Origin of the sequence: Pseudobutyrivibrio sp. 49 (assembly GCF_900100545.1) — a bacterium.
Taxonomy (GTDB): domain Bacteria; phylum Bacillota; class Clostridia; order Lachnospirales; family Lachnospiraceae; genus Pseudobutyrivibrio.
Window position 1 is genome coordinate 44,487 of record NZ_FNDP01000016.1, and the last position, 24,227, is coordinate 68,713.

General features: G+C 39.5%; 25 protein-coding genes. 7 read left to right on the top strand and 18 right to left on the bottom strand.

Going from position 1 to position 24,227, the window contains the following annotated elements:
• Window positions 1-2 precede the first annotated feature (2 nt).
• Window positions 3-908: a quinolinate synthase NadA gene (gene nadA, locus BLP54_RS12155; protein WP_090170045.1), complete on the bottom strand. Its 906-nt coding sequence runs from the start codon at window positions 906-908 to the stop codon at window positions 3-5.
• Window positions 909-1,095: 187 nt separating this feature from the next.
• Between nadA and BLP54_RS12160 the strand changes: the two genes are divergently transcribed.
• From BLP54_RS12160 to BLP54_RS12170, 3 genes are all read left to right on the top strand, one after another.
• Window positions 1,096-2,244, top strand: a complete 1,149-nt coding sequence (locus BLP54_RS12160) for an acyltransferase family protein (protein WP_090170047.1) — start codon at window positions 1,096-1,098, stop codon at window positions 2,242-2,244.
• 243 nt (window positions 2,245-2,487) lie between these two features.
• A complete protein-coding gene (locus tag BLP54_RS12165) occupies window positions 2,488-4,485 on the top strand; it encodes a methyl-accepting chemotaxis protein (protein WP_090170049.1) in 1,998 nt (665 codons plus the stop codon).
• Between the two features lie 16 nt (window positions 4,486-4,501).
• Entirely contained in the window at window positions 4,502-4,984 is a 483-nt protein-coding gene (locus tag BLP54_RS12170) for a chemotaxis protein CheW (RefSeq protein ID WP_090170051.1), read from the top strand.
• A 42-nt stretch (window positions 4,985-5,026) separates the two neighbouring features.
• On the opposite strand, the gene BLP54_RS12175 is transcribed toward BLP54_RS12170, so the two are convergent.
• The 6 genes from BLP54_RS12175 to BLP54_RS12200 all read right to left on the bottom strand — a co-directional run bounded on the left by BLP54_RS12175 (window position 5,027) and on the right by BLP54_RS12200 (window position 9,412).
• Window positions 5,027-5,278 carry a TIGR03905 family TSCPD domain-containing protein gene (locus BLP54_RS12175; RefSeq protein WP_090170053.1) on the bottom strand — a complete coding sequence of 84 codons (252 nt, stop codon included), beginning with the start codon at window positions 5,276-5,278 and terminating at the stop codon, window positions 5,027-5,029.
• A 14-nt stretch (window positions 5,279-5,292) separates the two neighbouring features.
• Window positions 5,293-6,027: a YARHG domain-containing protein gene (locus tag BLP54_RS12180; protein WP_090170054.1), complete on the bottom strand. Its 735-nt coding sequence runs from the start codon at window positions 6,025-6,027 to the stop codon at window positions 5,293-5,295.
• A gap of 96 nt (window positions 6,028-6,123) precedes the next feature.
• The gene (locus tag BLP54_RS12185) at window positions 6,124-7,269 is read right to left on the bottom strand and encodes an alanyl-tRNA editing protein (RefSeq protein WP_090170056.1); all 1,146 of its coding nucleotides are present in this window, start codon (window positions 7,267-7,269) and stop codon (window positions 6,124-6,126) included.
• A 58-nt stretch (window positions 7,270-7,327) separates the two neighbouring features.
• Window positions 7,328-8,332: an asparaginase gene (locus BLP54_RS12190; protein WP_090170058.1), complete on the bottom strand. Its 1,005-nt coding sequence runs from the start codon at window positions 8,330-8,332 to the stop codon at window positions 7,328-7,330.
• A 2-nt stretch (window positions 8,333-8,334) separates the two neighbouring features.
• Window positions 8,335-8,754, bottom strand: a complete 420-nt coding sequence (locus BLP54_RS12195) for a hypothetical protein (RefSeq protein WP_090170060.1) — start codon at window positions 8,752-8,754, stop codon at window positions 8,335-8,337.
• Between the two features lie 19 nt (window positions 8,755-8,773).
• The gene (locus BLP54_RS12200) at window positions 8,774-9,412 is read right to left on the bottom strand and encodes an HAD family hydrolase (RefSeq protein WP_090170062.1); all 639 of its coding nucleotides are present in this window, start codon (window positions 9,410-9,412) and stop codon (window positions 8,774-8,776) included.
• An 84-nt stretch (window positions 9,413-9,496) separates the two neighbouring features.
• On the opposite strand from BLP54_RS12200, the gene BLP54_RS12205 reads away from it, so the two are divergent.
• Window positions 9,497-10,264, top strand: a complete 768-nt coding sequence (locus BLP54_RS12205) for a YlmH/Sll1252 family protein (RefSeq protein ID WP_090170064.1) — start codon at window positions 9,497-9,499, stop codon at window positions 10,262-10,264.
• Here the strand turns inward: BLP54_RS12205 and BLP54_RS12210 are convergent.
• Complete coding sequence (locus tag BLP54_RS12210; protein ID WP_090170066.1) at window positions 10,261-11,328, bottom strand: SGNH/GDSL hydrolase family protein; 1,068 nt, start codon at window positions 11,326-11,328, stop codon at window positions 10,261-10,263. The genes BLP54_RS12205 and BLP54_RS12210 overlap by 4 nt on opposite strands.
• Before the next feature lie 96 nt (window positions 11,329-11,424).
• Between BLP54_RS12210 and BLP54_RS12215 the strand changes: the two genes are divergently transcribed.
• Both BLP54_RS12215 and nadE read left to right on the top strand, forming a co-directional pair.
• A complete protein-coding gene (locus BLP54_RS12215; protein WP_090170068.1) occupies window positions 11,425-12,930 on the top strand; it encodes an NAD(P)H-hydrate dehydratase in 1,506 nt (501 codons plus the stop codon).
• Window positions 12,931-12,942: 12 nt separating this feature from the next.
• Entirely contained in the window at window positions 12,943-13,692 is a 750-nt protein-coding gene (nadE, locus tag BLP54_RS12220; RefSeq protein WP_090170070.1) for an NAD(+) synthase, read from the top strand.
• Here nadE and BLP54_RS12225 read toward each other — a convergent pair.
• The 10 genes from BLP54_RS12225 to BLP54_RS12270 all read right to left on the bottom strand — a co-directional run bounded on the left by BLP54_RS12225 (window position 13,689) and on the right by BLP54_RS12270 (window position 23,772).
• Window positions 13,689-14,894 (bottom strand): DHHW family protein, encoded by a 1,206-nt coding sequence (locus BLP54_RS12225; protein ID WP_176754550.1) that lies wholly within the window; start codon window positions 14,892-14,894, stop codon window positions 13,689-13,691. The genes nadE and BLP54_RS12225 overlap by 4 nt on opposite strands.
• Window positions 14,895-14,993: 99 nt before the next feature.
• Entirely contained in the window at window positions 14,994-16,460 is a 1,467-nt protein-coding gene (locus BLP54_RS12230; protein ID WP_090170074.1) for an MBOAT family O-acyltransferase, read from the bottom strand.
• Window position 16,461: 1 nt separating this feature from the next.
• On the bottom strand, window positions 16,462-17,562 hold the full coding sequence (locus tag BLP54_RS12235; protein WP_090170076.1) for an acyltransferase family protein: 1,101 nt from the start codon (window positions 17,560-17,562) through the stop codon (window positions 16,462-16,464).
• 28 nt (window positions 17,563-17,590) lie between these two features.
• Window positions 17,591-18,349 (bottom strand): TPM domain-containing protein, encoded by a 759-nt coding sequence (locus BLP54_RS12240; RefSeq protein WP_090170078.1) that lies wholly within the window; start codon window positions 18,347-18,349, stop codon window positions 17,591-17,593.
• Window positions 18,336-19,928, bottom strand: coding sequence for a hypothetical protein (locus BLP54_RS12245; protein ID WP_090170080.1), 1,593 nt, complete (start codon window positions 19,926-19,928; stop codon window positions 18,336-18,338). The genes BLP54_RS12240 and BLP54_RS12245 overlap by 14 nt, the downstream gene beginning before the upstream one ends.
• 18 nt (window positions 19,929-19,946) lie before the next feature.
• Entirely contained in the window at window positions 19,947-21,074 is a 1,128-nt protein-coding gene (locus BLP54_RS12250; protein WP_090170082.1) for an SPFH domain-containing protein, read from the bottom strand.
• Window positions 21,075-21,168: 94 nt separating this feature from the next.
• Window positions 21,169-21,840 carry a hypothetical protein gene (locus BLP54_RS12255; protein WP_090170084.1) on the bottom strand — a complete coding sequence of 224 codons (672 nt, stop codon included), beginning with the start codon at window positions 21,838-21,840 and terminating at the stop codon, window positions 21,169-21,171.
• Window positions 21,841-21,852: 12 nt separating this feature from the next.
• Window positions 21,853-22,503, bottom strand: coding sequence for a hypothetical protein (locus tag BLP54_RS12260; protein ID WP_090170086.1), 651 nt, complete (start codon window positions 22,501-22,503; stop codon window positions 21,853-21,855).
• A 3-nt stretch (window positions 22,504-22,506) separates the two neighbouring features.
• Window positions 22,507-23,385 carry an ABC transporter ATP-binding protein gene (locus BLP54_RS12265; RefSeq protein WP_090170089.1) on the bottom strand — a complete coding sequence of 293 codons (879 nt, stop codon included), beginning with the start codon at window positions 23,383-23,385 and terminating at the stop codon, window positions 22,507-22,509.
• 18 nt (window positions 23,386-23,403) lie between these two features.
• On the bottom strand, window positions 23,404-23,772 hold the full coding sequence (locus BLP54_RS12270) for a GntR family transcriptional regulator (RefSeq protein WP_090170091.1): 369 nt from the start codon (window positions 23,770-23,772) through the stop codon (window positions 23,404-23,406).
• 228 nt (window positions 23,773-24,000) lie between these two features.
• Here BLP54_RS12270 and BLP54_RS15895 point away from each other — a divergent pair.
• Window positions 24,001-24,227: helix-turn-helix domain-containing protein (locus tag BLP54_RS15895; RefSeq protein ID WP_176754486.1), on the top strand; the 227-nt coding region annotated here is incomplete at its 3' end.

Genomic DNA, 24,227 nt, shown 5'->3' on the forward strand with positions numbered 1-24,227 from the left:
CCCTACTGCGCTAATTCAAGCATACGATGTAATGGCTTCAACGCCATCACCTTCTTCTCTTCACTTACTTCCACCACCCCAGTACCGTCACGGAGGCAATCGCGCACCTTCTCAAGAGTAACCTTCTTCATATTTGGACAAATCTGTACCGAACCAGCTGCATAGAAAGTCTTATCTGGATTCTTCTGCTTAAGCTGATAAAGAACACCAAGCTCTGTAGAAATAATGAATTCCTTCTTATCAGACTTTGTAGCATAGTCGATTATTCCAGAAGTACTTCCGATGTAATCTGCATACTCAAGTACATCAAGAGTACATTCTGGATGGATAAGCACCTCTGCCTCAGGATGAGCCTCCTTGGCACGTTTTACCATGTCAGCTGTTACATTCTTGTGTACATGACAGTAGCCATCGTTGAAAATGAAGTTCTTTTCAGGAACCTTTGTAGAAATATATCTTCCAAGATTTTCATCTGGGATGAAGAAGATGTTCTTATTTGGAAGAGACTTTACAATCTTCATGGCATTTGCGCTTGTAACACATACATCAGAGTGCATCTTAAGCTCTGCTGTAGAATTGATGTAGCAAACCACTGCAACATCCTCGTACTCTCTTCTAACTTCCTCAATACGCTCAATCTCAGCCATATGAGCCATTGGGCAATCGGCCTTTTCATCAGGCATAAGAACAGTCTTGTCAGGATTGAGAATCTTTGCAGACTCTCCCATAAATTTTACTCCTGCAAAAACAATTGTCTTTTCCTTTAAACCAACAGCCACCTTTGCCAGATAGTAGCTGTCGCCAATATAGTCTGCGATAGCCTGCACTTCGTCATTCACATAGTAATGTGCAAGGATTACCGCATCCTTCTCTTTCTTCAGCTTTTCTATTTCTTCCACCAGCGTCATAAATTATTCTCCTTTTACTCGACTTTCCTAGTAGTGTCATTTAACAGAAACTATAACACATGTAAAGTCTACTGACAAGACAGTTGTAAAAACAGTGAAAACAATTGTCCTTGAGTGGACTTTTCCCTTAGAATATGTATAATTATGTATTTGCTAATAATAAGTTTTTAACCGTTAGGAGAATTTTATGAATAATAAGAGCTCAAGAGCTTCAAACATAGAACTTCTGCGCATTGTAGCAATGTTTATGATTATCAGCTATCACATCATTCTTCATTGCGTAAACGTCCAGCTGGTAAATGTCACTTCAATAGAAAAGCTGCAGAATGGATGGTTCAACAATCCTCTGTTTTATAAACAGCTTTTGGCGCTGGCACTTATGATGCCCTTTGGACTTGTAGGTAATGCACTTTTCATTATGATTTCTGGATATTTCCTCACTGATAGAGAAATCGACATGCTAAAGATATCTAAGAAATTGCTGTCACAGCTTTTATTCGCAGCTGTCACCTTGGTACTTGCCTCATCCTTATTTATTTGGAAGTACACACAGATAGATGTAAATGAAAATCTTTTCAGCTACATAAGAATTCAGTATTTCAACAAAATGTCCTGGTTCGTGGGATACTATTTCATCATCATGCTACTGGCATTTTGCTTTTTGAATAAGTTCCTTGCCAGTCTTGATAGAAAGAAGTATTTAGGCTTCCTATTTACAATCCTTGCTATCTCTCAGCTCAGCTGGTCTGGTTCACTTTTAGATGATTTAGCAAAGGGACTTCGCACTGTTGTAATCGGAATTTTCCTTTACGCCTTAGGAGGCTACATCAAGAAATACAATCCTTTCGATAAGGTTCGTGGATACATTTTCTTCCTGGTTGTCATCCTTACTAACGTGCTTATTGGTATTTCGTATCACAACACTGTTATTGGAAAGATTCAGTCCTACTATTACAATCAGACTACCACAACTGTTCAGGTTACCGATTTTACCCAGTCTATTCCTAAGTTCGATAACTACAGTATTGTTGTTGTCATCATTGGTGTATGCATCTTCGAGCTCTTCAGAAGAATCAATCTTCCTGAGCTTCGCATCATCAACACCTTAGCAAAAGCTACCTTTATGATTTATCTTCTCCACGATAACGGTTTTGCCTACAGTATCTGGCAGACTCAGGATTGGATAACACTTCTTTACAATGATTTCTGGGGCTTTGCCTTAAAGCTCTTTATTTGGACAGCAAGTGTGTTCGGCATCGGACTTGTAGCTTACTGGATATTTGTTTTACTTTCATATGTAATAAAGAAATCAAAATGGTTATATATTAAAGAATAATGACAAGAGGAACTCATAACACAGATTGAGTTCCTCTTTCTTTTTTAATATAAAGACGTATCACCTTAGTAAACCAATAGTTTCCATCCATCAACCAAATGGATATGTGTCAATTGTGTGAAAACACTATGCAGCATTATTTTACCATGTTAATATTGCTGCTTGTGTGCGTTATATAACATTTTTATATATCACATTGTTGTAATTTGTTAACGTGTTTATTTGTTCGTGGAGGACATCAAAATGAAAAAAACAAGAAATTTGAAGGGTAGCGTAAAAGCGAAACTCATTTCTATCATGCTTTTGATAGCTATCATCCCTTTAATGGTAGCAGTTAGCATTAGTTATGTTAGCTCAACTAACAATGCAAAAGAAGTTGCAAAGCAGAATTTGGATTGGCAAGCTAAGTACATCGAGTCTGAAGTAGACAAGATTTTTACAAAATGTGCAACTGCACTTGGAAGCTTTGCTTCATCACCAGAAACAATCGCTTTCTTAAAGGGTGAAATCACTGACCCAACAGTTGTAAAAAACTCAATTAAAACAATCAACGAGTCTTTCGGTGATGATAACACAATTGTTATGTCAAACGCAAATGGTGACATGGTTTTACGTAGTGATGACGGTGCTTTAAAGAACATTGCGGAAAGAGATTATTTCCAGAACGCTATGCAAGGTTCTACTTATGTATCAAATGTATTCGTAAGCTCAGTTACAAACACAAGAAACATCTGTGTTGCTGTACCTATTCATGATAACACTTCCGATGCAATTATCGGTGTTGTACATAAGACATTAAATCCAGATGATATTCATACATTATTAGCTGCTGAAGCTGATGAGGCTTTCCTTGTTGATAAGGAAGCTACTATGGTTGCTCACTCAGATTTTGAAATTGCAGCTACAGATGAACCACAGAACTTTGCTTCATCACCATATATGACTTCAGAAGATGAGACTGGTTTCTATATTAGTACATCTAAGGGGTATCCTGTATATGTTAGCTATGTAAAAAATGCAACTTCTGGTTATGTAATTTGTACTGGCCAGGCTGAAAGTGACATTATTCAGACTGCTAGAGATGGTGCACGCTTCATTGTCTTAATTGGAGTAGGTTTAGTTTTTGCTGCATTTATCATTTCTATTGCTATTGCAACTGTCTTTACAAAGATAATTGTTGAAGTAAATACAATCTTATCTGCATTAGCTAATGGTGAATTTAAAAAGACAAATAAATATACAAATCGTAGAGATGAGTTTGGCCAGATGATTAATAATGCTAACTCTCTTATTGATAAGCTTTCAGTCATCGTTGGTCATATTAAGAGTTCTACTGCTACAGTTGGTGAGTCTTCTGATGAATTATCAGAGATGGCAAACCAGATTGCTTCTACTTCTGAGTCAGTTGCAGAGGCAGTACAGCAGATCGCTAGTGGTGCCATCGAACAGGCTGAGGAAATCCAGTCAGCTGCTGATAGCACAACAAAGATTACAGAAGCAGTAGATAACGTACAGTCTGCTACTACAGATATGTCAAACCTTGCAAACCGTATGAAGTCTGCATCAGAGGCATCAAGCAACTCTCTTGCAACACTTCAGAATACAAGTTCAGAAATGACAGCTCAGATTGAAGAAATTTCTTCAAAGATTTCTTCAACTCAGAACGCCGTTGCAAATATTAACGAGCGTGTAGAGGGAATCTCTGGTATCGCTGCTCAGACAAACCTTCTTTCTCTTAATGCTTCTATTGAGGCTGCAAGAGCTGGTGAGGCTGGTAAGGGATTTGCTGTTGTTGCTGAGGAAATCAGAAAGCTTGCAGATGATTCAGAAAGCCTTGCTTCTGAAATCAGAGTATTAATGGATCAGCTTTTAGCTGAAGCTGAACAGGCAGTAACTGCTGCATCACAGGTTATGAATGGAAATGAAAACCAGCAGAAGGCTCTTAGCGAAACACTTTTCGCTGTAGAGGGTATGCTTACTGATATTCAGGAGACAGTTTCAAGTGTTTCTAAGATTTCAAACGCTGCTAACACATGCGTATCTTCAAACACAGTAGTTGCAAATGCTATGTCTTCACTTTCTGCTATCTCAGAAGAGAATGCAGCTTCATCAGAGACAACTGGTGCTTCTGTTGAAGAGCTTTCAGCAACAGTTACTAACCTTGCTGATTCTGCTACAAGCCTTAAGGAAATCGCTGAACAGTTAAATGAAGAAATGAAGTTCTTCAAATCAGAGTTATAATATTTGGAGGATTGAAATGTCTAGTTTAATTGTTAAAGATAATAAAAGTATAGAAGAAAAGCAGTATATCGTTTTCACTGTAGAAAATAAGGTCTATGGCATTGATATCATGAATATAAGCACTATCATCATGATGCCAGAGATTACAGAAATGCCACTTAGTGCTGACTATATAAGAGGAATCATTAATCTTAGAGGTCACATCATTCCTATTATCAGCATGCACAAAAGAATGAATTTTGGCGAGGAAACAGTTACTAAGGATACTCGTGTTATTGTTTTCAATGTTGATGAGGAAAACCAGGTAGGAATAATCGTTGACACTGTAAGAGAAGTTACCGTTATTTCCAGCGAAGAAATTGAAGAGCCTTCTCCATTCGTAAATGTAAATGATACATTTATTTCAGGCGTCGGCAAGAAAAAGGACAATCTTGTCTCAATTATCGATATAAATGCTTTAGTTGATACAGAAATTGTTTTAGAAGAAAAGATTGCATAAAAAATGAGCTCCACCGCTTGCTTACGGTTGGAGCTCTTTTCTTTATTTTGCTAATGCTTCTTCGATTCCCTTTGCTAACTGATCTGCACAGCTTGTGCCCTTCATGCCGCATATGTTTCCTTTTAATACTTCTACTGTGTGAGCTGCATCAGCTCCTTCTAAGAGCTTGCCGATAGCCTTTGTATTACCATCACAACCACCAGTAAATTTTACGTTGTGAAGCTTTCCATCCTCTATCTCAAAATCAATCTTACGAGCACATACGCCCTTTGGGATGTAAGTATACTTTTCCATTAAAATAACTCCTTTTACTTATCTATAGAATTTAACAAATCAAGATTTTTAACTTCTGTTTCTGTGAAGGTCTTCTCAGAGAAATCTGCTGGCATAACTGATGGGCTATACCAAACCTGCCCCATAAAATAATTCATAAGATTTGCATCTCTGAAAGAATATCCATGGCGAGCATACATTTCATTTTTGATGATATGAATAACATCCTTTGGAATGCCTTCAAAATCTGAAGCTGAATAAACCTTATTGCTTGTATCAAACAAATATGTAGCAAAGCGTGCGTTGCCAGACACACCTCTGCTCTGCCAATAGCTTTCAACTGGTGGCCAGTATGATGTCTCCTCTAAATAGTGAGAACGTTCTGATACTGCTGCATCTATTTCTTCCTGTGACCAGTTTGCTACAGCCGAAGCGTACTCACCTGGGTCAACTACCTCGATTACCACATCACCATAATCAGTGGCTGGTTCTTCAAGAGAATCCCCTGCAGAAATATCCTCAGAGCCCTCTGCTGACTGTTCCTTAACAGGAGTAGCTGCATGCTCCTCGCTAACTGCTAAAGTCTTCTTTTCATGATTGAGTACACTGAATGTGATAACGCCTGCTAATATACCAACTGCTAAAGCTATGCACCCCTCAACAAGCCATCTTTTCACATTTGGGTTGTCATCGAGAAAGTCTTTTATATCATCAACCCTGTCCAAAATCCAATCTCTGCAATCCAATAATCTCTCTTTTACTTCTTCCATAATTCTTCCCTTTTTTGTTTTAATCCGTTACATTTTGTAACCATTTCAGATTATAACATACTTTTATCTCATTCTGTAAAAATTATTACGCTTTTATTACATTGTCTGTTCAATAGCACTTCTGGTAGCCTGTACTGAGCCCTGAGCCATCTGTTTGCTACCGCCACCCTTGGCTCCAAGAAGCTCTCGAAGCCCTGCTGCAATAGCACCACAATCCCTTGTCTTACTTCCGATAACAAAGCTGTAACCTTCCTCGTCATCTCCTGAGAAGATAGCGCACAGTCCGTCATGTCTTACTACCAAGGCATTCACACCCTCACGCATTGTCTTCGCATCCAAATCCTCCGTGAAGATTGTCACATCAGAAAGCTCTGATGGATATTTTGCTATCTGATTCATAAGAATATCCGCTTTAATCTGGGATATTTTATATTTCAGCTGCTTGTTCTCTTCCATGATTCCGGAGATTCTATTTGGCAAATCCTCCTCTGGACAGTTAAGCTGCTGATATGATTTTGCCAGCAAATCCATACGGCGATTATAGTCATTAAGTGCTCTAAGGCCACAAAGGATATATACTCTGGTGCCACCCTTGTATTTACCGAATGATACCACCTTGAGCATTCCCACCTGACCGGTAGTCTTCACATGAGGCGCACAGCAGGCACAGATATCTACACCCTCGATTTCCACAAGACGAACTGCTCCCTCAATCTCTTTTTTACTGCGATAATCCGTAACCGCAAGAGTAGCCTCATCAGGGAAATATGCTTTCACTGACACATCCTTTGCAATAATCTCATTTCCGGTTCTCTCTATGAGACGAACCTGCTCATCGCTCAACTCAATATTCAAATCCAGTGTTACTGTATTGTCACTAAGGTGAAAACCAACATTATCTGCCCCATAAAGCTTATGTACCAATCCCGTAAAAATATGCTCACCTGTATGCTGCTGCATATTTCCAAAACGATGTGCCCAATCTATGGTTCCAACTACCTTTTGACCTACTTCAATAGGCTTATCGCACAAGTGATAAATTACATCATCCTCTATTTGAACATCAGTTACACTTACCTGGCCAAGGATACCTATATCGCTTGTCTGGCCCCCCTGTTCTGGGAAAAACAAAGTCTGATCCAAAACAATCTTATAACCATTCTCAGCTTCCTCACAGGAAACCACCTCTGCAGTAAATTCAGTTGCAAAAGAATCGTCGTCGTATAAAGCTATTGTTTTCATCCGATCTTCTCCTATATAAATTCAGGGCTTCTGCCTCTCAGCAAAAAGCCCCTGTGCTCTAATTCTTTCTGAAAAGAATATCTCTGTTGATTTCTGTATAAAATGCTTCTCTGAGACGCTTATTACTGTAATTCATGCTACGAAGCCACATGAGCTTTGTCATGGTAGCCTCCAGTGTCATATCGTAGGACTCAATCATATGGAAATCCTGCTTTACCTGACGGCCAACCTCATAGATAGTCATATTGCTGCCCTCATTGGCAACCTGAGTAGTCATAACAGCAAGCTTGTCTGTACCCTTCCACTTTTCCATTTCCTCGTAGAAGGTCTCCATAAGTGTCTCTGGCATTCCGCCTACACCGAAGCTCTCAATAACCACAATGTCGTAGTTCTCAAAAAGATAGCTGAGCACTTCTGGCTTCATGCCTGGATAGAGCTTAAGCAAGGTAACCTTATCTGACATATCGTAGTAAAAGCTTGGTATGCCTCTAACTGGTACCTCAGGGATATATCTGATAATAATTCCATCCTGAATAACTGCAAGGTATGGGAAATTAATGCTGGAAAAAGCATTGTAGCTTTTTGCTCTTTCCTTTTTAGCTCTTGTACCGCAGATTACCTTGCCATCAAATACAATGCTGACATTCTGGGAATCATTATCCGATGCGTAGATAAATGAATCTAAAAGATTTGTCTTGGCATCAGTAACATCCTTGCTGATAGGCTTCTGTGAGCCTGTCACCACAATAGGCTTTGCAGAATTCTGAATCATGTAGCTGAGTGCCGCTGCTGTATAGGCAAGAGTATCTGTTCCGTGACACACAACAAATCCATCATAATTAGCGTAATTTTCTTCTATCGCATTTACGATATCTTTCCAAAGTACAGGTGTCATGTTGGAGCTATCTATATTCATTACCTGAATAGTCTCCACCTGGCAAACTTTTTTCACCGCTGGGATATAAGCTAAAATGTCCTCCGCCGTAAGTCCTGGTGTAAGTCCTGCATCTGTCTGTTTTGAAGCAATGGTACCTCCGGTACCAATCATAAGTATCTTTTTCATTGTTAGTTCTTTCCGATTGGGATTCCAAAAATCTTAGTCTGGAAGCCCTCATATAAAGTATTGTAATCTGTGTAATTTATATTGCTTTTGAAATAGTCGTTCCAGGTATCTCTAAGTGTATCGCAGATAGCTTTTCCATCCTGCTCCTCGCAGAGGATTGTTGGAAACACATAATAAATCATAAAGTAATTAAGATTCATCTGATCTGCGCCTCGAACCTTGCCAAATTTTTTGTAAGACATAAAAACATCCTCACAAAATTTCTGAGCCTCAGCTGCAACATCGTCAGCCTTTACCAAATCAGAAAGCTCATCATATCGCTCTTCCTTGAATCGATTTGTGTTTGATTCATAGCCGGCCTTATTGTGAACCTTGCTAAGGTACACTACATCCTCAAAAATTTTGTCTACATTGTAACTCATAACACCTTCTCCATTTCTATTACTCTATTATTTCCTTGAGCTCACTTATATCATCAATCTTTGCCACGTAGCTGTCGATTGAAGCTCCATAGCCATAAGCTGCCCAGATGAAATCAACTCCTGCCTTGTCGCATGCATCCTTATCCCCCTGAATGTCACCTAAATATACAGGATGCTTGATATTATTCTTTGCAACAAGTCCTTTTATATTATCTGCCTTTCCAAGGCCATTGTCACCATAGCAAATGAAATCAGTAAAATATTTTCCATGACCGGTACGCTCCAGATAGGTCTCGATATAACCAGCCTGACAGTTGCTGACAATATAAAGCTTTGTTCGCTTGCTAAGATCCTCCAGAACATCCTCAAGCCCTGGATAAGTAGTATCCATATCGCTGACTGCCAAGTCTGCCATCTCATACTCCTCGCAAAGCTCCAAGGTCTTATATCTCTTTGCTGGGTCTGGATCTGGAATGCTGGCATCTGCAATGTCAGTCATTGTCTTACCAAATAAGCCCATCAGCATCTCTGGAGTGAACTCAACATCATATCCCATTTCCTTTGCGGCTCTTGTCCAGCTTCCTGCGAAAACTGGAATGTTGTCCCAGATAGTGCCATCCATATCAAAAATGATACCGTCTGTAGTAATTTTGCTCATAAAACTAACCTTACTTTCTAATATCAACTAGGTGCTATTTTACAATATTTCACGTATAATGGGAACTCATAGAAAGGATTTATTATGAACGACGACGAGCAGCTTTTATATAAAAGATTAATTGAGCTTTCTAACAGAGCTTATCAAAACAATATATATACTTTTAGCGACTTTCTTAGTCTGAGTCAGCAGGAGGTTATGTATCAGGCAGCCAGAGACAAGGGCTTTGCACCTATCTCCTACGATTTATTTGGCGGCTATGAAAACTGCGAGAGAAAAATGGTTCGCTTCGGAAGTGAATCTGCCTTTGGCTATGAGGTAGAATTTCCTATCAAATGCATCAAAGTAGAGCCTCTTGCAAAGAAGTTTGCCAAAGAATATACCCACAGAGATTACTTGGGTTCCCTTATGAGTCTTGGTATCGATAGAAAAAAATTCGGCGATATCTTCGTGGATGGCATGGACGCTTACATCTATGCCGACGAATCTACCGCCGATTATCTTCTTGAAAATTTTGTATCTGTAGGACGTAATTCTGTGAAATGCTCCATCTCTGAGCTTCCAGAATCCTACAAGCGTGCCGCACTAAAGGAGGCCACTATCCAGGTTGCTTCCCCTCGTGCTGATGCAGTCATTGCCAAGGTCTACAATCTCAGTCGCAAGGATACCATTCCCTACTTCACTGAAAAGAAGGTTTCCGTAAACGGCCACATTGTAGAAAACAATGACAAACTTCTTTCCGCCGGGGACTCTGTCTCCGTGCGAGGCTTCGGAAAGTTCAACCTCGTTGAAGAAGGAGGGCTCTCTCGAAAAGGAAAGCTGAACCTTGTTGTAGAAATATTTGGTCGTTAAAGTGCCCCAATAAGATGCTGTGCAATAGCTGCAAAGCCTGCATCATTTGGGTGCCCCGCCAAGAATGACCCTATCGTATATACGGTACCATCTGGTGTGGTGTACTGATCACCAGCCTGAAGCATGTAATCCTGCACACCCTGAATATCAGAAAGGCTTACATAGGTAATGCCCTGCGCAGAAGCTACTTCCTTCTTTGTGCTTATTATGCTCTTATATGGCCAGAAATTATCAAGCATTACAATCCTTGCATTAGGATTGTAGGTCTTGATGTATGTAATCATATCTGTAAGATCTTCTTTGAAGTGATCCTCATGACCTTTTACATTTTCACCAAGCTCGATAACGATTGTTCCATACTGGTATTTGGTAATGTATGGGTCTAAATCATCTACTTCATAATTTCTAGTACTTGAGAATTCCCAGGAACGAAGTGACATGTAATCATATGAGCTATAACCCTTTGCAGCAACTGTCAGATGTACATAGTCATTCTCAGCCGCTGTGGCACCACAGCCCCATCCTGAGCCCCACCAATCTTTTGTAGCTGGATAAAGAGTGATGGAATTGCCGATGAATAAAATATCCTTTGTAGCTGATGGTACTGACTTTGAGGTGGAAATAGGAAGAGGAATTGGTAAGTATTCCTCCGATACATCCTCAAAAGATATATATCCGTAATCGCCATTTACCTTAATTTTGTAGTAATCTGTTTCATTGCACTTTGCAACAATAGCAACTCGTGAATCCAAGGAAAGAGTACCTATGATTTCAGCGGCATCGTAAGGTTCCTGACGTACAGTAGCTTTTGACTGTGCATAATAGGTGGCTTCAAAATCCTTGAAGGTATATTTATCTTTTTTCTCAGAAGAATCCTTGTCTTCTTCTTTTTCTGCCTCGAGCCTTGCAGCTTCTTCCTCTGCCAAACGCTGCTCTTCCTTCTCTTGTTCTATACGTTCTCTCTCAGCTGTCTCAAGTTTATTCTCATATACAACAAGGCAGCCAAAGACAACAATTAATGCAAATAATGATATCCACAGAGCAATTACTATCTTCTTCTTCAAAATAATTCTCCTATCAAAAAAAATCTATTTAATTTATAATTGACGTTAATAAAAGGATTATAACACTAATAGGCAGATTAGTCATTTAGGGGAATTATGAAACCAATTTTATCAGCGGCACAGATGAAAGAGTGGGATTCAAAAACAATTGAACAAATGGGTATGCCTTCCCTGGTTTTGATGGAGCGTGCTGCCCTTGCAGTTTGCAACAGGATTCGTCATTCATATTCTGACAAACTTAATTTTGGAATATTTGCAGGTCCAGGTAACAACGGTGGTGACGGCATAGCAATCGCGCGTATCCTTCACGCAAAGGGGGATTCTGTTAAAGCTATCGTCCTTGGTGATTCAAAGAAATTCTCACCTCAGCTAAGACAGGAGCTGGAGATAGCTGGAAACTATGGTGTGGAAATAATTTATCCATGGAATATAGATGATATAAGTGTTAAAGAGTTTTCCAGATTATTTGCGGACTGCGATATGCTGATAGATTCTCTTTTTGGCATAGGTCTGACTCGCGGATTAGAAGAAGATTACGCAGTTGCGGCTGAATATATTAACCAAAGCGGAAAGCCTGTTGTAGCTGTGGATATCCCATCCGGTTATGATACTGACAGTGGAAAACTGTTAGGAGCTGTAGGTGTTAGAGCTGATATTACCGTGACCTTTGCCTATATGAAAAAGGGATTGGTTCTGGGAGATTGTAAGGTGGCTGCTGGAAGTATTTATGTGGCTGATGTGGGAATTTATTGCAAGGATAATTCCGTGGCTCAATTACTCGATGATGAGATTCTTTCATCGATTCCAAAACGTGAACCTACCGCCAATAAAGGTACCTGCGGAAAAATCCTTGTAATCGCTGGTAGCGAAAGCATTTATGGAGCCTGCTATCTGGCTGCCAATGCCGCACTTGTGACGGGCTCTGGTCTTGTAAAGATTTATACTCATCAGAATAATATAGAATCCATTCAACAGAATTTACCTGAAACAATGTATAAGGGGTACACCTCTTTTAATGATGTCGAAGTGATGGAGCAAATTGCATGGGCTGATGCTATTGTTATTGGTCCAGGACTGGGCACCTCTGATGTGTCCGCACAGATTATCAAGACGGTATGTGAGCATGCAAAGGTGCCTGTAGTTGTTGATGCTGATGGCGTTAATCTGTTGGCAAAGGATTTAAAACTGCTTGATGAACTGACTGGCAGAGTTCCTGTAATCCTTACGCCTCATTTAAAGGAGATGGAGCGACTTTGCAATACACCTGTAAATGAGATAAATTATGATATTGAAAATGTGGCAAAAGAATTTGCTGCAAAGCACAACTGTGTTGTTGTTCTTAAAAATCACACCACAGTTATTGCTACCGTAAATACGATATTCTATTGCAACAGTGGTAATGAAGGTCTTGCCACTCCAGGAAGTGGAGATGTACTTGCAGGTATTATTGGAGCGTTGCTTGGCCAGAGAATGACAGCTGAAGATGCTGCTACCGCAGGAGCATATATTCATGGTAGTGCAGGAACTATTGCCACAGAAGAAACTGGTATAAAAGGTTTGTTAGCGAGAGATATTATCGCAAATATAAATAAAGTTATATGAAAGGCATTTTTTATGAGAGAATTTGATGTTGAAAAACAGACAAAACAATTAATTGAGTACACCATAGAATGGTTCAACAAATTTGGAGAAAACAGCCGCGCTGTACTCGGTATCTCAGGAGGAAAGGATTCTTCTGTTACAGCTGCAGTTTTAAAAGAAGCACTTGGTGCTGAGCGAGTTCTTGGAATCATTATGCCAAACGGCGAAATGAGCGACCTTGATGATGCAAAGCTTCTTGTAGATTTCCTTAAGATTCCAAATGAAATCGTTCCTATCACAGATTATTACAATGCAGCTATTACTACATTTGAAAAGGCAGAGAAGTTTGAAGTTACTAAGGATCTTAAAATCAACCTTGCGCCACGTCTTCGTATGTCTACCCTTTACGCAGTAGCTCAGGGACAGCCTGTTACTACTTTTGTGGTTAACACATGCAATGCCTCTGAGGACTACGTAGGTTACTCTACAAAATACGGCGATGCAGCTGGTGATGTTTCGCTTCTTCAGGATTTCACAGTTACTGAGGTTCTTCAGATTGGAGAATATCTTGGATTGCCAGAGCAGCTTGTTCACAAGGTTCCATCTGACGGTCTTTCTGGAATGTCAGATGAGGATAAGCTTGGTTTCAAATATGCTCAGCTTGATGAATATATTTCAAATGAAAATGCAGACATCCCTGCAGATGTAAAGGCTTCCATCGATAGAAAGCACGTTGCAAACCTTCACAAACTACAGCTTATGCCTGCATATAAGAGACATTAATTGCTAAATAAATTAATTACCTTCTGTATAGTCTTAAAGCCTTCATAATCGTAGCGCTCTACAGCCTCGATTACGATGATATCAGCGTTCTTGATATCGCTGGATACTTCCTTCATATAGTCACGATGAACGAAGGTGCAGTTGGTAAAATCTTTAGATATATATGGCATCATGTTTACACGGAAGCTGTCGCCGATGAGGCACAGCTTCTTTTCATTTGCCCCATTACTGGTGGTGCGACAAATCATTTTTTCCACATTGAGACCATTTACAGTTACATCAGGTCGATAATCCACTGTATACTCTGCATCGTCGTGAGTAACCATGGAATCAGGAATTCCCATATAGGTATAGAGCTCGTACTTATCCGCATCCTGTGTTCCTACAATCCACGAAGCAGGATCTGTCTGCTCAACTCCCATAGCTGCATACAACGCATTTGTACCATATAAGCCACCAAGGTGATTCCAGTGACTGTCGTATTTGTAATACACCTGATAAGTACCAGATGCCTCCAACTCCTCTATAATCGGATATATAAATGGAGCCTTCGCTTCATTTTGCATTTTCTCATAGAGACGGGAAATACGTCTCCAATCATCCACCTTTTCCACCGTAGGCATGTACTTTGGATATACAGAAGACTTGTTAGGTGCTATGAGAACATAAAGCTCCTTTCCGCGAGCCGCACATATTGACTGAAGCTGATTTACAAGATTTACGTAGTGCTGCATCTCATCCTCACTAAGGATGTTGGAACCTACATAGCACTCATATTCATTTTCTCCATACAAAAACAGCCAGCCAAATCTTCCCACGATTACATCCTGATTAACTCTAAGTGGGTAAAAGGCATCGTCATCAATAATATCCTCAGTGGCCACCTGCACCTCTTCTCCAGGTACAATTGGCTTGTTAGTCTGACCACGCTCCACAATTTTATCCTTCTTTTCAGCACCGGCACTATAAAGCATTTGGCCCACTGCTGTGGCCACCTTCTGATACTGTCCATCGATAACATTGTTAATAGATTTGTATGCTGAAATCAGTGTATATCTAAACGGAATCCTGTCATCTATAAATCCACTTAAGCTCTCTCCAGTATTGATCAGATTACTCCACTCAATTTCCTGCATCTGACGCTTCTCAGTTTCAACTACAGAAAGTGCATTGTAGCTTTCTTCTGAAAATAGGCGCAACATACCGCCTCCCACCCATGGCAACACAAGGAGTGCAAGAAATACCAATATGAAAATTTTGTTCTTTAGATTAGTTAATTTCATAACACCTCAATGGAAAGCTTAAAATTGATAATAAATAAATGGATTATAAGTACCGTTCACAAGGAACAAAAGGCTAAGAAGCAGCAACCCTAGACATACAAAGGCGTTGCCCTTAACTGCCTTAATACTCATGTGAGCCTGTACAAAGCCTCCAAAGAGACATGCACATATAAAGGCAATCACGCTCATTCCTGAAAGCTCATTTAGAAGATTTATTGGCTTAAAGCCGCCAATAAACATTCTTGAAATAAAGATTCCTGCATCCATGATTGTGTTCGCACGGAACACAACCCAAAGAAGCGTTACCACAATAAATATTAATATCCTGTTCAAAAACTTAACTGGATTTTTCTCCAGAATCTTTCCAAACCATAACCTTTCAAAAATCAACAGAATACCGTATACAACTCCCCATACAAAGAATGTCCAGTTGGCACCATGCCAGATTCCAGTAAGTAAGAATACTACAAAGATATTCCAACAGGTTTTTGCCATAGAGCATCTGCTTCCTCCAAGTGGAATGTATACATAATCTCTAAACCAGGTGGAAAGAGAAATATGCCAGCGTCTCCAAAAATCTCTGATGGATTCTGCTCGATAAGGATGGTCAAAGTTCTCTTTGAAATCAAATCCAAACATCTTTCCAAGTCCGATTGCCATATCGGAATACCCGCTGAAATCAAAGTAAATCTGGAAAGTATAGCAGATAGCACCAAGCCATGCCACTGTTGCATCCAACGTTGAAATATCAGATTGCCATACCTTATCAGCTACAGTCGCTATCGTATTTGCGATAAGTACTTTTTTGCTAAGTCCAAAACAGAATCTCTTTATTCCTTCCGCAAACTCATAAGACCCCACAGCGCGGTCTGTCAGCTGACCGGCAATGTCTTTGTAATGAACAATTGGACCTGCAATCAACTGTGGAAAACAGGCAATATAAAGAGCAAAGAATAATAGATTCTCCTGAATCTCAGCCTTATTGTTATAAACATCTATAACATAGGATAAGGCTTGGAATGTGAAAAATGATATTCCTACAGGTAGGACAATCTGGTCTATCCCCAGGGCACCTGTACCAACACCAGAAAAAATACCTGTGGCACGTTCTGCTCCCGTAAGCTCCCCACCGAAAAACAGATTTTCAATTGTCGCAATGAAAAGGTTGAAATATTTAAAGAAGAACAACATTCCCATGTCACAAACAATAGCGCATAAAAGTCCTACTTTTCTTACACCATTACCATGTCGGTCCTGTGCCACAAGAAAGCCTGCGCACCAGTTTATCAAAATAACCGCAGCAATAAGCAGCAGATATTTCACGCCACCGAAGGCATAGAAAATCAAACTGAAGCACAGCAATATGTAGTTAGATAAAATGATTTTGCGCTCCTGCCCTCCACCTATCACTCTTGGAACCCCGTAGTAAACCAAGAGACAAAGTGGAAGGAAGATTGTGCAAAATATAAGTGAGCTAAAAACCAATTTACTCTCCCCGTGAATTGAAAATTAACCTGCTAAAAGGTTTATTCTTATAAAACCATCCCACAATTTTGTCGCATGCAAAAGCTCCAATAAAAGTAACCACTGTGCAGGCTACAGCCTTTACTGGGAAGCTTGCATCTGAAAGTAATTCCTGCACCAATCGGATGGCATAAAACTGATTCAAATAAATCATAAGACTGACCTTGCCCATCCATGAAAAGATTGGCTTATCAAAAAACTCGTGGCAAGGATTTATATCTGAAAATGAAAGAATTACAGCAACCCACATAACAAAAACTACAGGATAGCTATAATTTACATCCATCTCTGTGCACGCATATCTAAATACAATCAAATAACAAATAATCTCTAAAGCACCAAGTAAGCGCTTTCCCGCCTTAGAAAAATCATATCGATTAAACTGTCTGGTAAGACTGTAGGTGCTGCAGCCTAGTGCCATTTCAGAAAGACCTCTTAAGAAGCATTTGTAGAACATACCAGTCCAGGCATCCACTCCTGCAATTCCATCATACTCGTGAGCCATGTAGCCCAGGATAAACAGTGCAAGAAGTGGGCAAACAATCTTAACAAATACGTCGTAATATTTTCTAAGCAATGGGTAGAAGATGAAGGTAACCATGAACCAAACATCCAGGTACCAGGTAAGCTTATTTACCCATGTGCTATCGAAACCAAATACCTGAAGGAAGAAAATCGAAGCCCAAGAATCTACAACGTAATGATATCTATCAAGAGCTGTATGCTCCAAATAATACGCATTTACGATAATTGTAAGTACCGTTGCAAATAGATGATATGGGAATACATTCCAAAACTTCTTCTTCATCATCAGAGCAGTTTCTGTACCTATTTGCTCAGTAGATTTCTCTCTTTTGGCATAGGCACTAGCAGCAAGCAGGTAGCCTGATACCAAAAAGAAAAACTCTACTCCTATATAGCCTCTGGCGAAAAAATTGAAACCAGTATTTCCTAGCTCAATCATTCCGCCTTCGGCAAATCTTTTGTGAATGTGAAAGAACAATATTGCCAAAGCAAAAATAAAACGTAAAAACTCCACCCGTCCATTTTTCTTTGTCATCATTGCCTCCTTTTATTTTATAAACAATCCATTAGAAGCTGTGTCCACCACCGGAATGGCCGCCACCTCCTGAGTAGCCTCCGCCTCCTCCGGAAAATCCTCCGCCAGAATGACCTCCCGAACTACTATTTTGAGAGCGTCTCACTCTGCGTGTATCGTATATTGCCGCTGTGCCCGCAATTGCTGCACCAGCCAAAAGAATTTCTGAGCCCTTGCTGTCCATTTTTACTTTCGAACGCTCCGACATAGCCATAAAGAAACTGAACAGGAATCCAATTATTATGGCAAGCAGAAAGGCTACGATAATTCTCATAGGTCTTAAAATAAAACCTTTATTTGTAAGTGTATCCGCCTGATTGAAAGCCTTAAGGATACAGGTTTTATAGTCGCCCTTAGACGCATAGCGATATATATTATCCGTAATATCTGTGGCGTCTGCACTTGATATGCTTCTCTGGTATTTACCATAGCCAGACATCCATATCACGCGCTCATCCATATCAATGATAAATGCTACTCCATCATCATAATTGGAATACTGTGAAGTATAGTAATCAAACAGCTTCTCATCAGTAGTATCCATGCTACTCTCACTTGTTGTAGCTACCACATATTTTGTATTGCTATTCAAAGTCTCAAGATATTCTAATACCTCAGACTCATCTTCATCAGAAAGAATATCTGCATCATCTGCAATGTAAATATTCGATGCTGCAGCATGAACATCAACTGGTGTAAACAGCAATGCTGCAGCCATTAATCCAAGAACAAATCTTTTAATCTCTCGCATTTTCTAACCTACCTCCCTTCTTAAGGAATTGAGGTGCAGGATGAGTTGCGAATCGATTATATTCGTTCACAATGGCATTTATAGAAAATAGAATTACCACAAATGCCACAATCAAAGCTGCATAATAAAAAATATCATTTGGTAAATTGATAAGCCTTACCGCTATGGAAAAGGCCCATGCTAAAATTCCAAGGAGCATTACATTCTTATCACCCTTTTTCACCTTAATAAGTGCCGCAATAACCATTACCACACTTGCAGGATAAAAGATATAAGGTAGGATTCCAAGTAATGCACCTGTCATCTGCATCGATACAGCAAAAATCACTAATGCAATTACTGTAATCAAACTTGTGAGCATCGCTACGTTTAACGATGAAGATGTCTTTTTAGGTTTCTTAATCTTTTTAGCCTTTACGTTTTCTGCATTTTGGAAGTAGCCCTTGTCATTAAGATGCTGGTCTGAACTATAGGTACACTCAGCCAAAATTGCTCCTACCAAGGCTATTAATGCAGATACCAATGCACTAAATGAGCATAGGCTTTTAACATTAAAACTAAAATTCAAAATAAAGCTGGCCAAAAGAAGTACTACAAATATGCCTGCTGAAACCTTTCCTGCAAATGAGTACATCTTTCTCTTATCAATGGGCATATCGATGTAGGATACACCGTTTGCTCCGTTAATAATTGAGTATGCTACTCTGTCATTATACTTGGTAGTCATGAAGAACATAGGCATGTAAGCGCCCTGTACATCATCGTACTTCAAATCATTTGTAAGCTTGGTTTCGATTTCATATCTGGCAGATGGTTCTGGGCTGTACCCATGACTGCCCTTAGCCACCTCACCACAAAGATAATCTACTGCCTTATCTAAGGAATCTGATTTATAAACATCCTTATCAACAGTGGAATTCTCCACAAAAAAGCCTGCCAAATATCCTGGATTAAAGCTTCTCACCTTATCCATAGGGAATGGTTCAAGCTTTGCCGCAATGCTATCGTCCAAAGTCTGGGATGCATCAAAAGGAACCTTCAGGCTGTCAACCTTTACCGACACATCGACAGTAGCATAATCTGTAATATAGTAATCTGCTGTAGAATGTGTAGTCGTCCCCTTATACTCTATCTCATCATTAATACTGTAGTCATAAAGATAGTAAGGCACATACATTCCTACCAGCTTCTCGATATTTTCCTTATCCTCCAACCCCTCTGGAGTAAAGTGAAGATGCCCTGTAAGACTTCTGTATTTGTCTCTGGCTTTCTCCTTATTAAGCTGGAAAGGTAAGATATATTTTGGAGCTCCCTCTATAGAAAACTTTTCCTGCATTGTGGCCTGATTACCACAATATGGGCAGAACTCCATTCCATCGTTATCAATTAGCTGGATTTCTCCACCACAGCTAGGACACTGATAAATGTTTGTATTTATAGTGTCCATGCCAATCTTATCATCTGGTGTATAACTATCTACATCTGTAAGTGACCCACAGGATCTACATTTCAATTTTTGATCTTCCGCAGAAAATCTAAGCTGCCCTCCACAACTAGGGCATGGAAACATTGTTGCCATTTATTACTCTCCAAACCCTTAAGGTCTCTTAGTGCCGCAATTTACGCAGAAGTTGCCGTAGTTCTCATTACCACAATTTGGGCAGAACCATCTACCTGCCTGTGGCTGGCCCTGCTGCATAGGCTGACCTGCTGGCATACCCTGCTGCTGAGCTGCGCCTGCATTTAATAACTCTGCTGCATTTGCTCCACCAACCTGAGCTGCCATATTTAATCCATAGAAGCCCATAGCTGCACCATTTGCATTGTTTGCTGCTGCTTCCATAGCTGCTGCCTGAGCCTGAACAAGTGTGGCTCCAGCCATAGCCTGATTGCGGAAAGCTCCAGTCTTCTGAAGCTCTTTAAGTGTAGCTGCATCCTCATCTGGAATGATTGTAGAAAGAATCTGAACTGATGTAAGGCTCAAACCATACTTCTCTGTCCAGTCGTGATTAAGCTCCTCACCCATAGCGTCAGAGATTTCTTTTGTATACCCTGGAATAGCTGATGGTCTGATTCCCATTCCTGAAAGCTTTCCAAGTGCTGGCTGTAATCCCTGTACGAAAGTAGCGCGAAGCTGCTCCTGAATATCGTCGATTGTGTACTCATCCTTAACATTTCCAGCAAGGTTTGTATAAAGTGCGGTTGGATCTGAAACCTGAAGGCTGTAGTTTCCGTTGCACTTTAAGGTTGTATCCATATCAAGACCGATATTGGCATCTAATACTCTAAATGGAATTGGAGAAGGAGTACCAAACTTAAGACCTGTAATATCCTTCGTATTTACGAAGTATACTCTCTGCTGAACTGGCTTCTCTCCGCCAAAAGTGAAACGACGTCCAAACTCCTTGAATACCTCTGCAAAATTACCAGCAAAGATAGATGCAGAGCCATTCTCTTCCCAAGAGTATGCACCTGCCTCAGCAGCTACATCGATAATCTTTCCACTGTCTACTAAAAGAGCACACTGACCCTCGTTAACAATTACCACTGAATCCTTAGTGATAACGTCCTGTTCACCCTTTGTGTTGCTACTCTTTCCGGAAATCTTGTGTGTTGCTCTTTTTAAAAGAATATCGTTTGACATAGAATCGCAAACGAAGAATTCTTTCCACTGGTTAGCCAGCTCCGCTGATACTGACCCCTTAAATGCTTGAATTAATCCCATTGTTTACATTACCTCCCTGAAAAAATCTACTAATGTATACATTATAATCAATATTACACACTAAAACAAATTAGGAGGCCTTGCGGCCTCCTGTTTATACTATGTAGTTTACTGCTAATTTCCTAAAAGTAATCCAGTTAACAATCATTCCTGCTAATATAAATGCTGCTAATGCTACCCATACCACTCCCTGATTAAAAAATGAATTTGTGAAGAAATCAAATATCATCACAAATGGAGTTGCACTCTCTGGGAAAACATGTGTAAGTCTTGGCAAACCAATACAAGCAACCATGAAAACGATGTAATAAATCCAGAAAACATTTTTACCGTAACGAATAACATTATTTCCTGCCAAGCCTTCAATCCACATGAATAAACCGTAAAGGAATGCTGCCACCTTCAAAATCACATTTGCATCAGCCTCTGTAACAAGTATAAGAGCCAATATTACCACAACTAACAGTTCCAAAAAATCTGCAACTCTTAATCCGATAAAAAGTTTTTTTCTTGTCATTCCAAAACTCAGGCCCTTTGGCACTTCATCTGCAATGTAGAAAATCTTCAAAAATCCGTTTGTTCCTAAATATGCTCCACCAACTCCAAACAAAAGCATTTCTCTAAAATCCTCTGGTTCCATTGGGTCAGACTGAGAAACTATAAAGTATATAACCAGCATAAGCACAATGGAAAAAACTATAACCAACAGGTTGATTAATTCTGAATACTTCTTTATTTGAGCTATTGCCCTAATGTTTCTATTCATAATTCCTCCAGTCTAATTCACCATACATTTGCTATTAAGCTTATAAGCCCATAACTCCAGTAGAATGAATACTATAATTGTTCCCACACCAATTACTGTAAGTGATAAACCATTGTTTAATGCACTAATATGAATCTGTTTTCCTACCGCTGCCATTGCACCAACAACACCACCAAGACATGCCATTATCATAATAATAATCATCATTACTATCTTACCGAATTTCTTTATCTTATATCCTATAACTGTTCCAATTACTCCAGCTAAGATTGAAGCAGCAGCTGCAAGAAATGTAAAACCTACAAGCATCTTACGATCAAAAATAAAACATATTGCCAGACTAACAATTACACAACCTGTTATAAACGTAAGCTGCTGAATGATTTGTCCCCAGAATACATCCTTCCTTCTGGCTCCCATGGAAAGGACCACACTATCAAGCCAATTTGGTCCATAAATGGCATATATTGTGTTGAACAAAATCATAAACATACCGGTAAATGCCACAACATTCTGAACGATATATCCCAACATGTCCGTCATCTCTGCGCCCATTAAAAAGAACTCAAATGCAAGAATCACTTGAAGGCCCATAACAAGTCCAAAAATTTTAATACCCTGTATAAAATAATGTTCGGCAGATCTTCGTGCTAAGCTCTTCATGATTTATGCCCCCTTTCTGTCATCTACGCACATAGCATAAAAAAGATTCTGAAGTGCAACAGGCTCAACCTGAACATCATCTCCAAAATCAGCAACTGGCTCATCTGCCAACACAGTAACAACCTTGTTTCTTCCAATGCTCTCTGGATGATATACCTTAAATCCGTCTGTAGCCTTGTCTACCAATGTGTCCTCTCCACTAACTCTGTATGCTCTTGAAAGAAGCTCTTCTGTGTTTTCCTGAAGAACAATCTGTCCATCGTCAATGATGATAACTTTTTCAAATAATGAAGCTGCCTCTTCAATGATATGGGTACTAATGATAAATGTACGACCAGTCTGTGCGTACTCATCAATCACAAGCTTATAAAACTGCTCTCTTGCAACAACATCAAGACCTGCTACTGGCTCATCCAGGATTGTTATATCAGCCTTGCTGGCAAGGGCGATTATGATTGTCAAAGATGAAAGCATACCTTTTGAAAGTTTGCTTACTCTCTTCTTAGGGTTGAGATTGAATAGTGCCACAAGCTCCTTTGCATAAGCCTCATCCCAATATTTATAGAAAACCTTTGCAGTCTTTAAATAGTCCTTTACCTTCATACTGTTTGGACCAAACATGGTAACCTGAGGAATCTCTCTAGAGTAACAAATGTGTGACAGTGCTTCCTCGTTTTCCCATACTGGCTGACCATCTAATGTAACTGTCCCCTCTGTGGCAGGGTTCTGAGCTGTAAGAATTGAAAGAAGTGTAGTCTTACCTGCTCCGTTTCTTCCAATCAAGCCATATATCTTTCCAGTCTCAATATCAATATTTACATTCTTAAGAACTGTATCCTTTCCATATTTCTTTACTATATTTTTACCTGATAATGTTCCCATATGTTTTCTCCTTTTATTCTAAAGCTCCTTAGTGTCATCAATCATCTTCTTAAGCTCTGCCTTGTCGATTCCAATAAGCTTTGCCTCGCTGATGATTTTCTTAACATAGTTCTCATAAAAGCTTGTTTTTCTAGTCTCTTGTATTTTTGATTTTGCCCCTTCACACACAAACATACCTATACCTCTCTTCTTGTATATAATGCCTTTGTCTACCAATAAATTAATTCCCTTAGCTGCTGTAGCTGGATTAATCTTATAAAATTTCGAGAGCTCTGTAGTGCTAGGTACCTGCTCTTCTTCTCTTAAAATATCCCTTAAAATTTCATCCTCAATCATCTCACTGATTTGAAGGTAAATTGATTTATCTTCCCCAAGATTTTGTATCACATTTTCACCTCCTTTAGTCCATCGGTTAATTACTTGTGTAATTAACCATAACACCTCAATTATATATTGTCAACCCTTCCTTAAGTGAAATTTTTAAAAACCTTAAGTGAAATTTTAAATTCCGGTTTTATGGGCTTTTTTTCTCTCAAACTGGAATTTAGTCTTGCACAAGCATTTTTTATTATTCATGATTGTAAGTGGTTATCTGTCTGCCAGGGAGAATTAATTATGGCAAACAAAAAGAAAAGACAACGTCATTTAACTCTTACTGACAGAACTTATATTGAACAAGAAATCACATGCGGTTCTACATTTAAAAGCATTGGTTCAGCACTTGGAAAAGACCCAACCACAATCGCTAAAGAAGTTAAGCTTCATTCAGAAATAATTGAAGCTACAGATGTCGCAACGAGCTGTCGCAATTGCATTAATTATGATGATTGCGAAATCCATAA

What these genes read in the sequence shown, in the direction of transcription:
- nadA (WP_090170045.1), bottom strand. Translation starts at nt 908, where the DNA reads ATGACGCTGGTGGAAGAAATAGAAAAGCTGAAGAAAGAGAAGGATGCG.
- BLP54_RS12160 (WP_090170047.1), top strand. Translation starts at nt 1,096, where the DNA reads ATGAATAATAAGAGCTCAAGAGCTTCAAACATAGAACTTCTGCGCATT.
- BLP54_RS12165 (WP_090170049.1), top strand. Translation starts at nt 2,488, where the DNA reads ATGAAAAAAACAAGAAATTTGAAGGGTAGCGTAAAAGCGAAACTCATT.
- BLP54_RS12170 (WP_090170051.1), top strand. Translation starts at nt 4,502, where the DNA reads ATGTCTAGTTTAATTGTTAAAGATAATAAAAGTATAGAAGAAAAGCAG.
- BLP54_RS12175 (WP_090170053.1), bottom strand. Translation starts at nt 5,278, where the DNA reads ATGGAAAAGTATACTTACATCCCAAAGGGCGTATGTGCTCGTAAGATT.
- BLP54_RS12180 (WP_090170054.1), bottom strand. Translation starts at nt 6,027, where the DNA reads ATGGAAGAAGTAAAAGAGAGATTATTGGATTGCAGAGATTGGATTTTG.
- BLP54_RS12185 (WP_090170056.1), bottom strand. Translation starts at nt 7,269, where the DNA reads ATGAAAACAATAGCTTTATACGACGACGATTCTTTTGCAACTGAATTT.
- BLP54_RS12190 (WP_090170058.1), bottom strand. Translation starts at nt 8,332, where the DNA reads ATGAAAAAGATACTTATGATTGGTACCGGAGGTACCATTGCTTCAAAA.
- BLP54_RS12195 (WP_090170060.1), bottom strand. Translation starts at nt 8,754, where the DNA reads ATGAGTTACAATGTAGACAAAATTTTTGAGGATGTAGTGTACCTTAGC.
- BLP54_RS12200 (WP_090170062.1), bottom strand. Translation starts at nt 9,412, where the DNA reads ATGAGCAAAATTACTACAGACGGTATCATTTTTGATATGGATGGCACT.
- BLP54_RS12205 (WP_090170064.1), top strand. Translation starts at nt 9,497, where the DNA reads ATGAACGACGACGAGCAGCTTTTATATAAAAGATTAATTGAGCTTTCT.
- BLP54_RS12215 (WP_090170068.1), top strand. Translation starts at nt 11,425, where the DNA reads ATGAAACCAATTTTATCAGCGGCACAGATGAAAGAGTGGGATTCAAAA.
- nadE (WP_090170070.1), top strand. Translation starts at nt 12,943, where the DNA reads ATGAGAGAATTTGATGTTGAAAAACAGACAAAACAATTAATTGAGTAC.
- BLP54_RS12225 (WP_176754550.1), bottom strand. Translation starts at nt 14,894, where the DNA reads ATGTTGCGCCTATTTTCAGAAGAAAGCTACAATGCACTTTCTGTAGTT.
- BLP54_RS12235 (WP_090170076.1), bottom strand. Translation starts at nt 17,562, where the DNA reads ATGATGACAAAGAAAAATGGACGGGTGGAGTTTTTACGTTTTATTTTT.
- BLP54_RS12240 (WP_090170078.1), bottom strand. Translation starts at nt 18,349, where the DNA reads ATGCGAGAGATTAAAAGATTTGTTCTTGGATTAATGGCTGCAGCATTG.
- BLP54_RS12245 (WP_090170080.1), bottom strand. Translation starts at nt 19,928, where the DNA reads ATGGCAACAATGTTTCCATGCCCTAGTTGTGGAGGGCAGCTTAGATTT.
- BLP54_RS12250 (WP_090170082.1), bottom strand. Translation starts at nt 21,074, where the DNA reads ATGGGATTAATTCAAGCATTTAAGGGGTCAGTATCAGCGGAGCTGGCT.
- BLP54_RS12255 (WP_090170084.1), bottom strand. Translation starts at nt 21,840, where the DNA reads ATGAATAGAAACATTAGGGCAATAGCTCAAATAAAGAAGTATTCAGAA.
- BLP54_RS12260 (WP_090170086.1), bottom strand. Translation starts at nt 22,503, where the DNA reads ATGAAGAGCTTAGCACGAAGATCTGCCGAACATTATTTTATACAGGGT.
- BLP54_RS12265 (WP_090170089.1), bottom strand. Translation starts at nt 23,385, where the DNA reads ATGGGAACATTATCAGGTAAAAATATAGTAAAGAAATATGGAAAGGAT.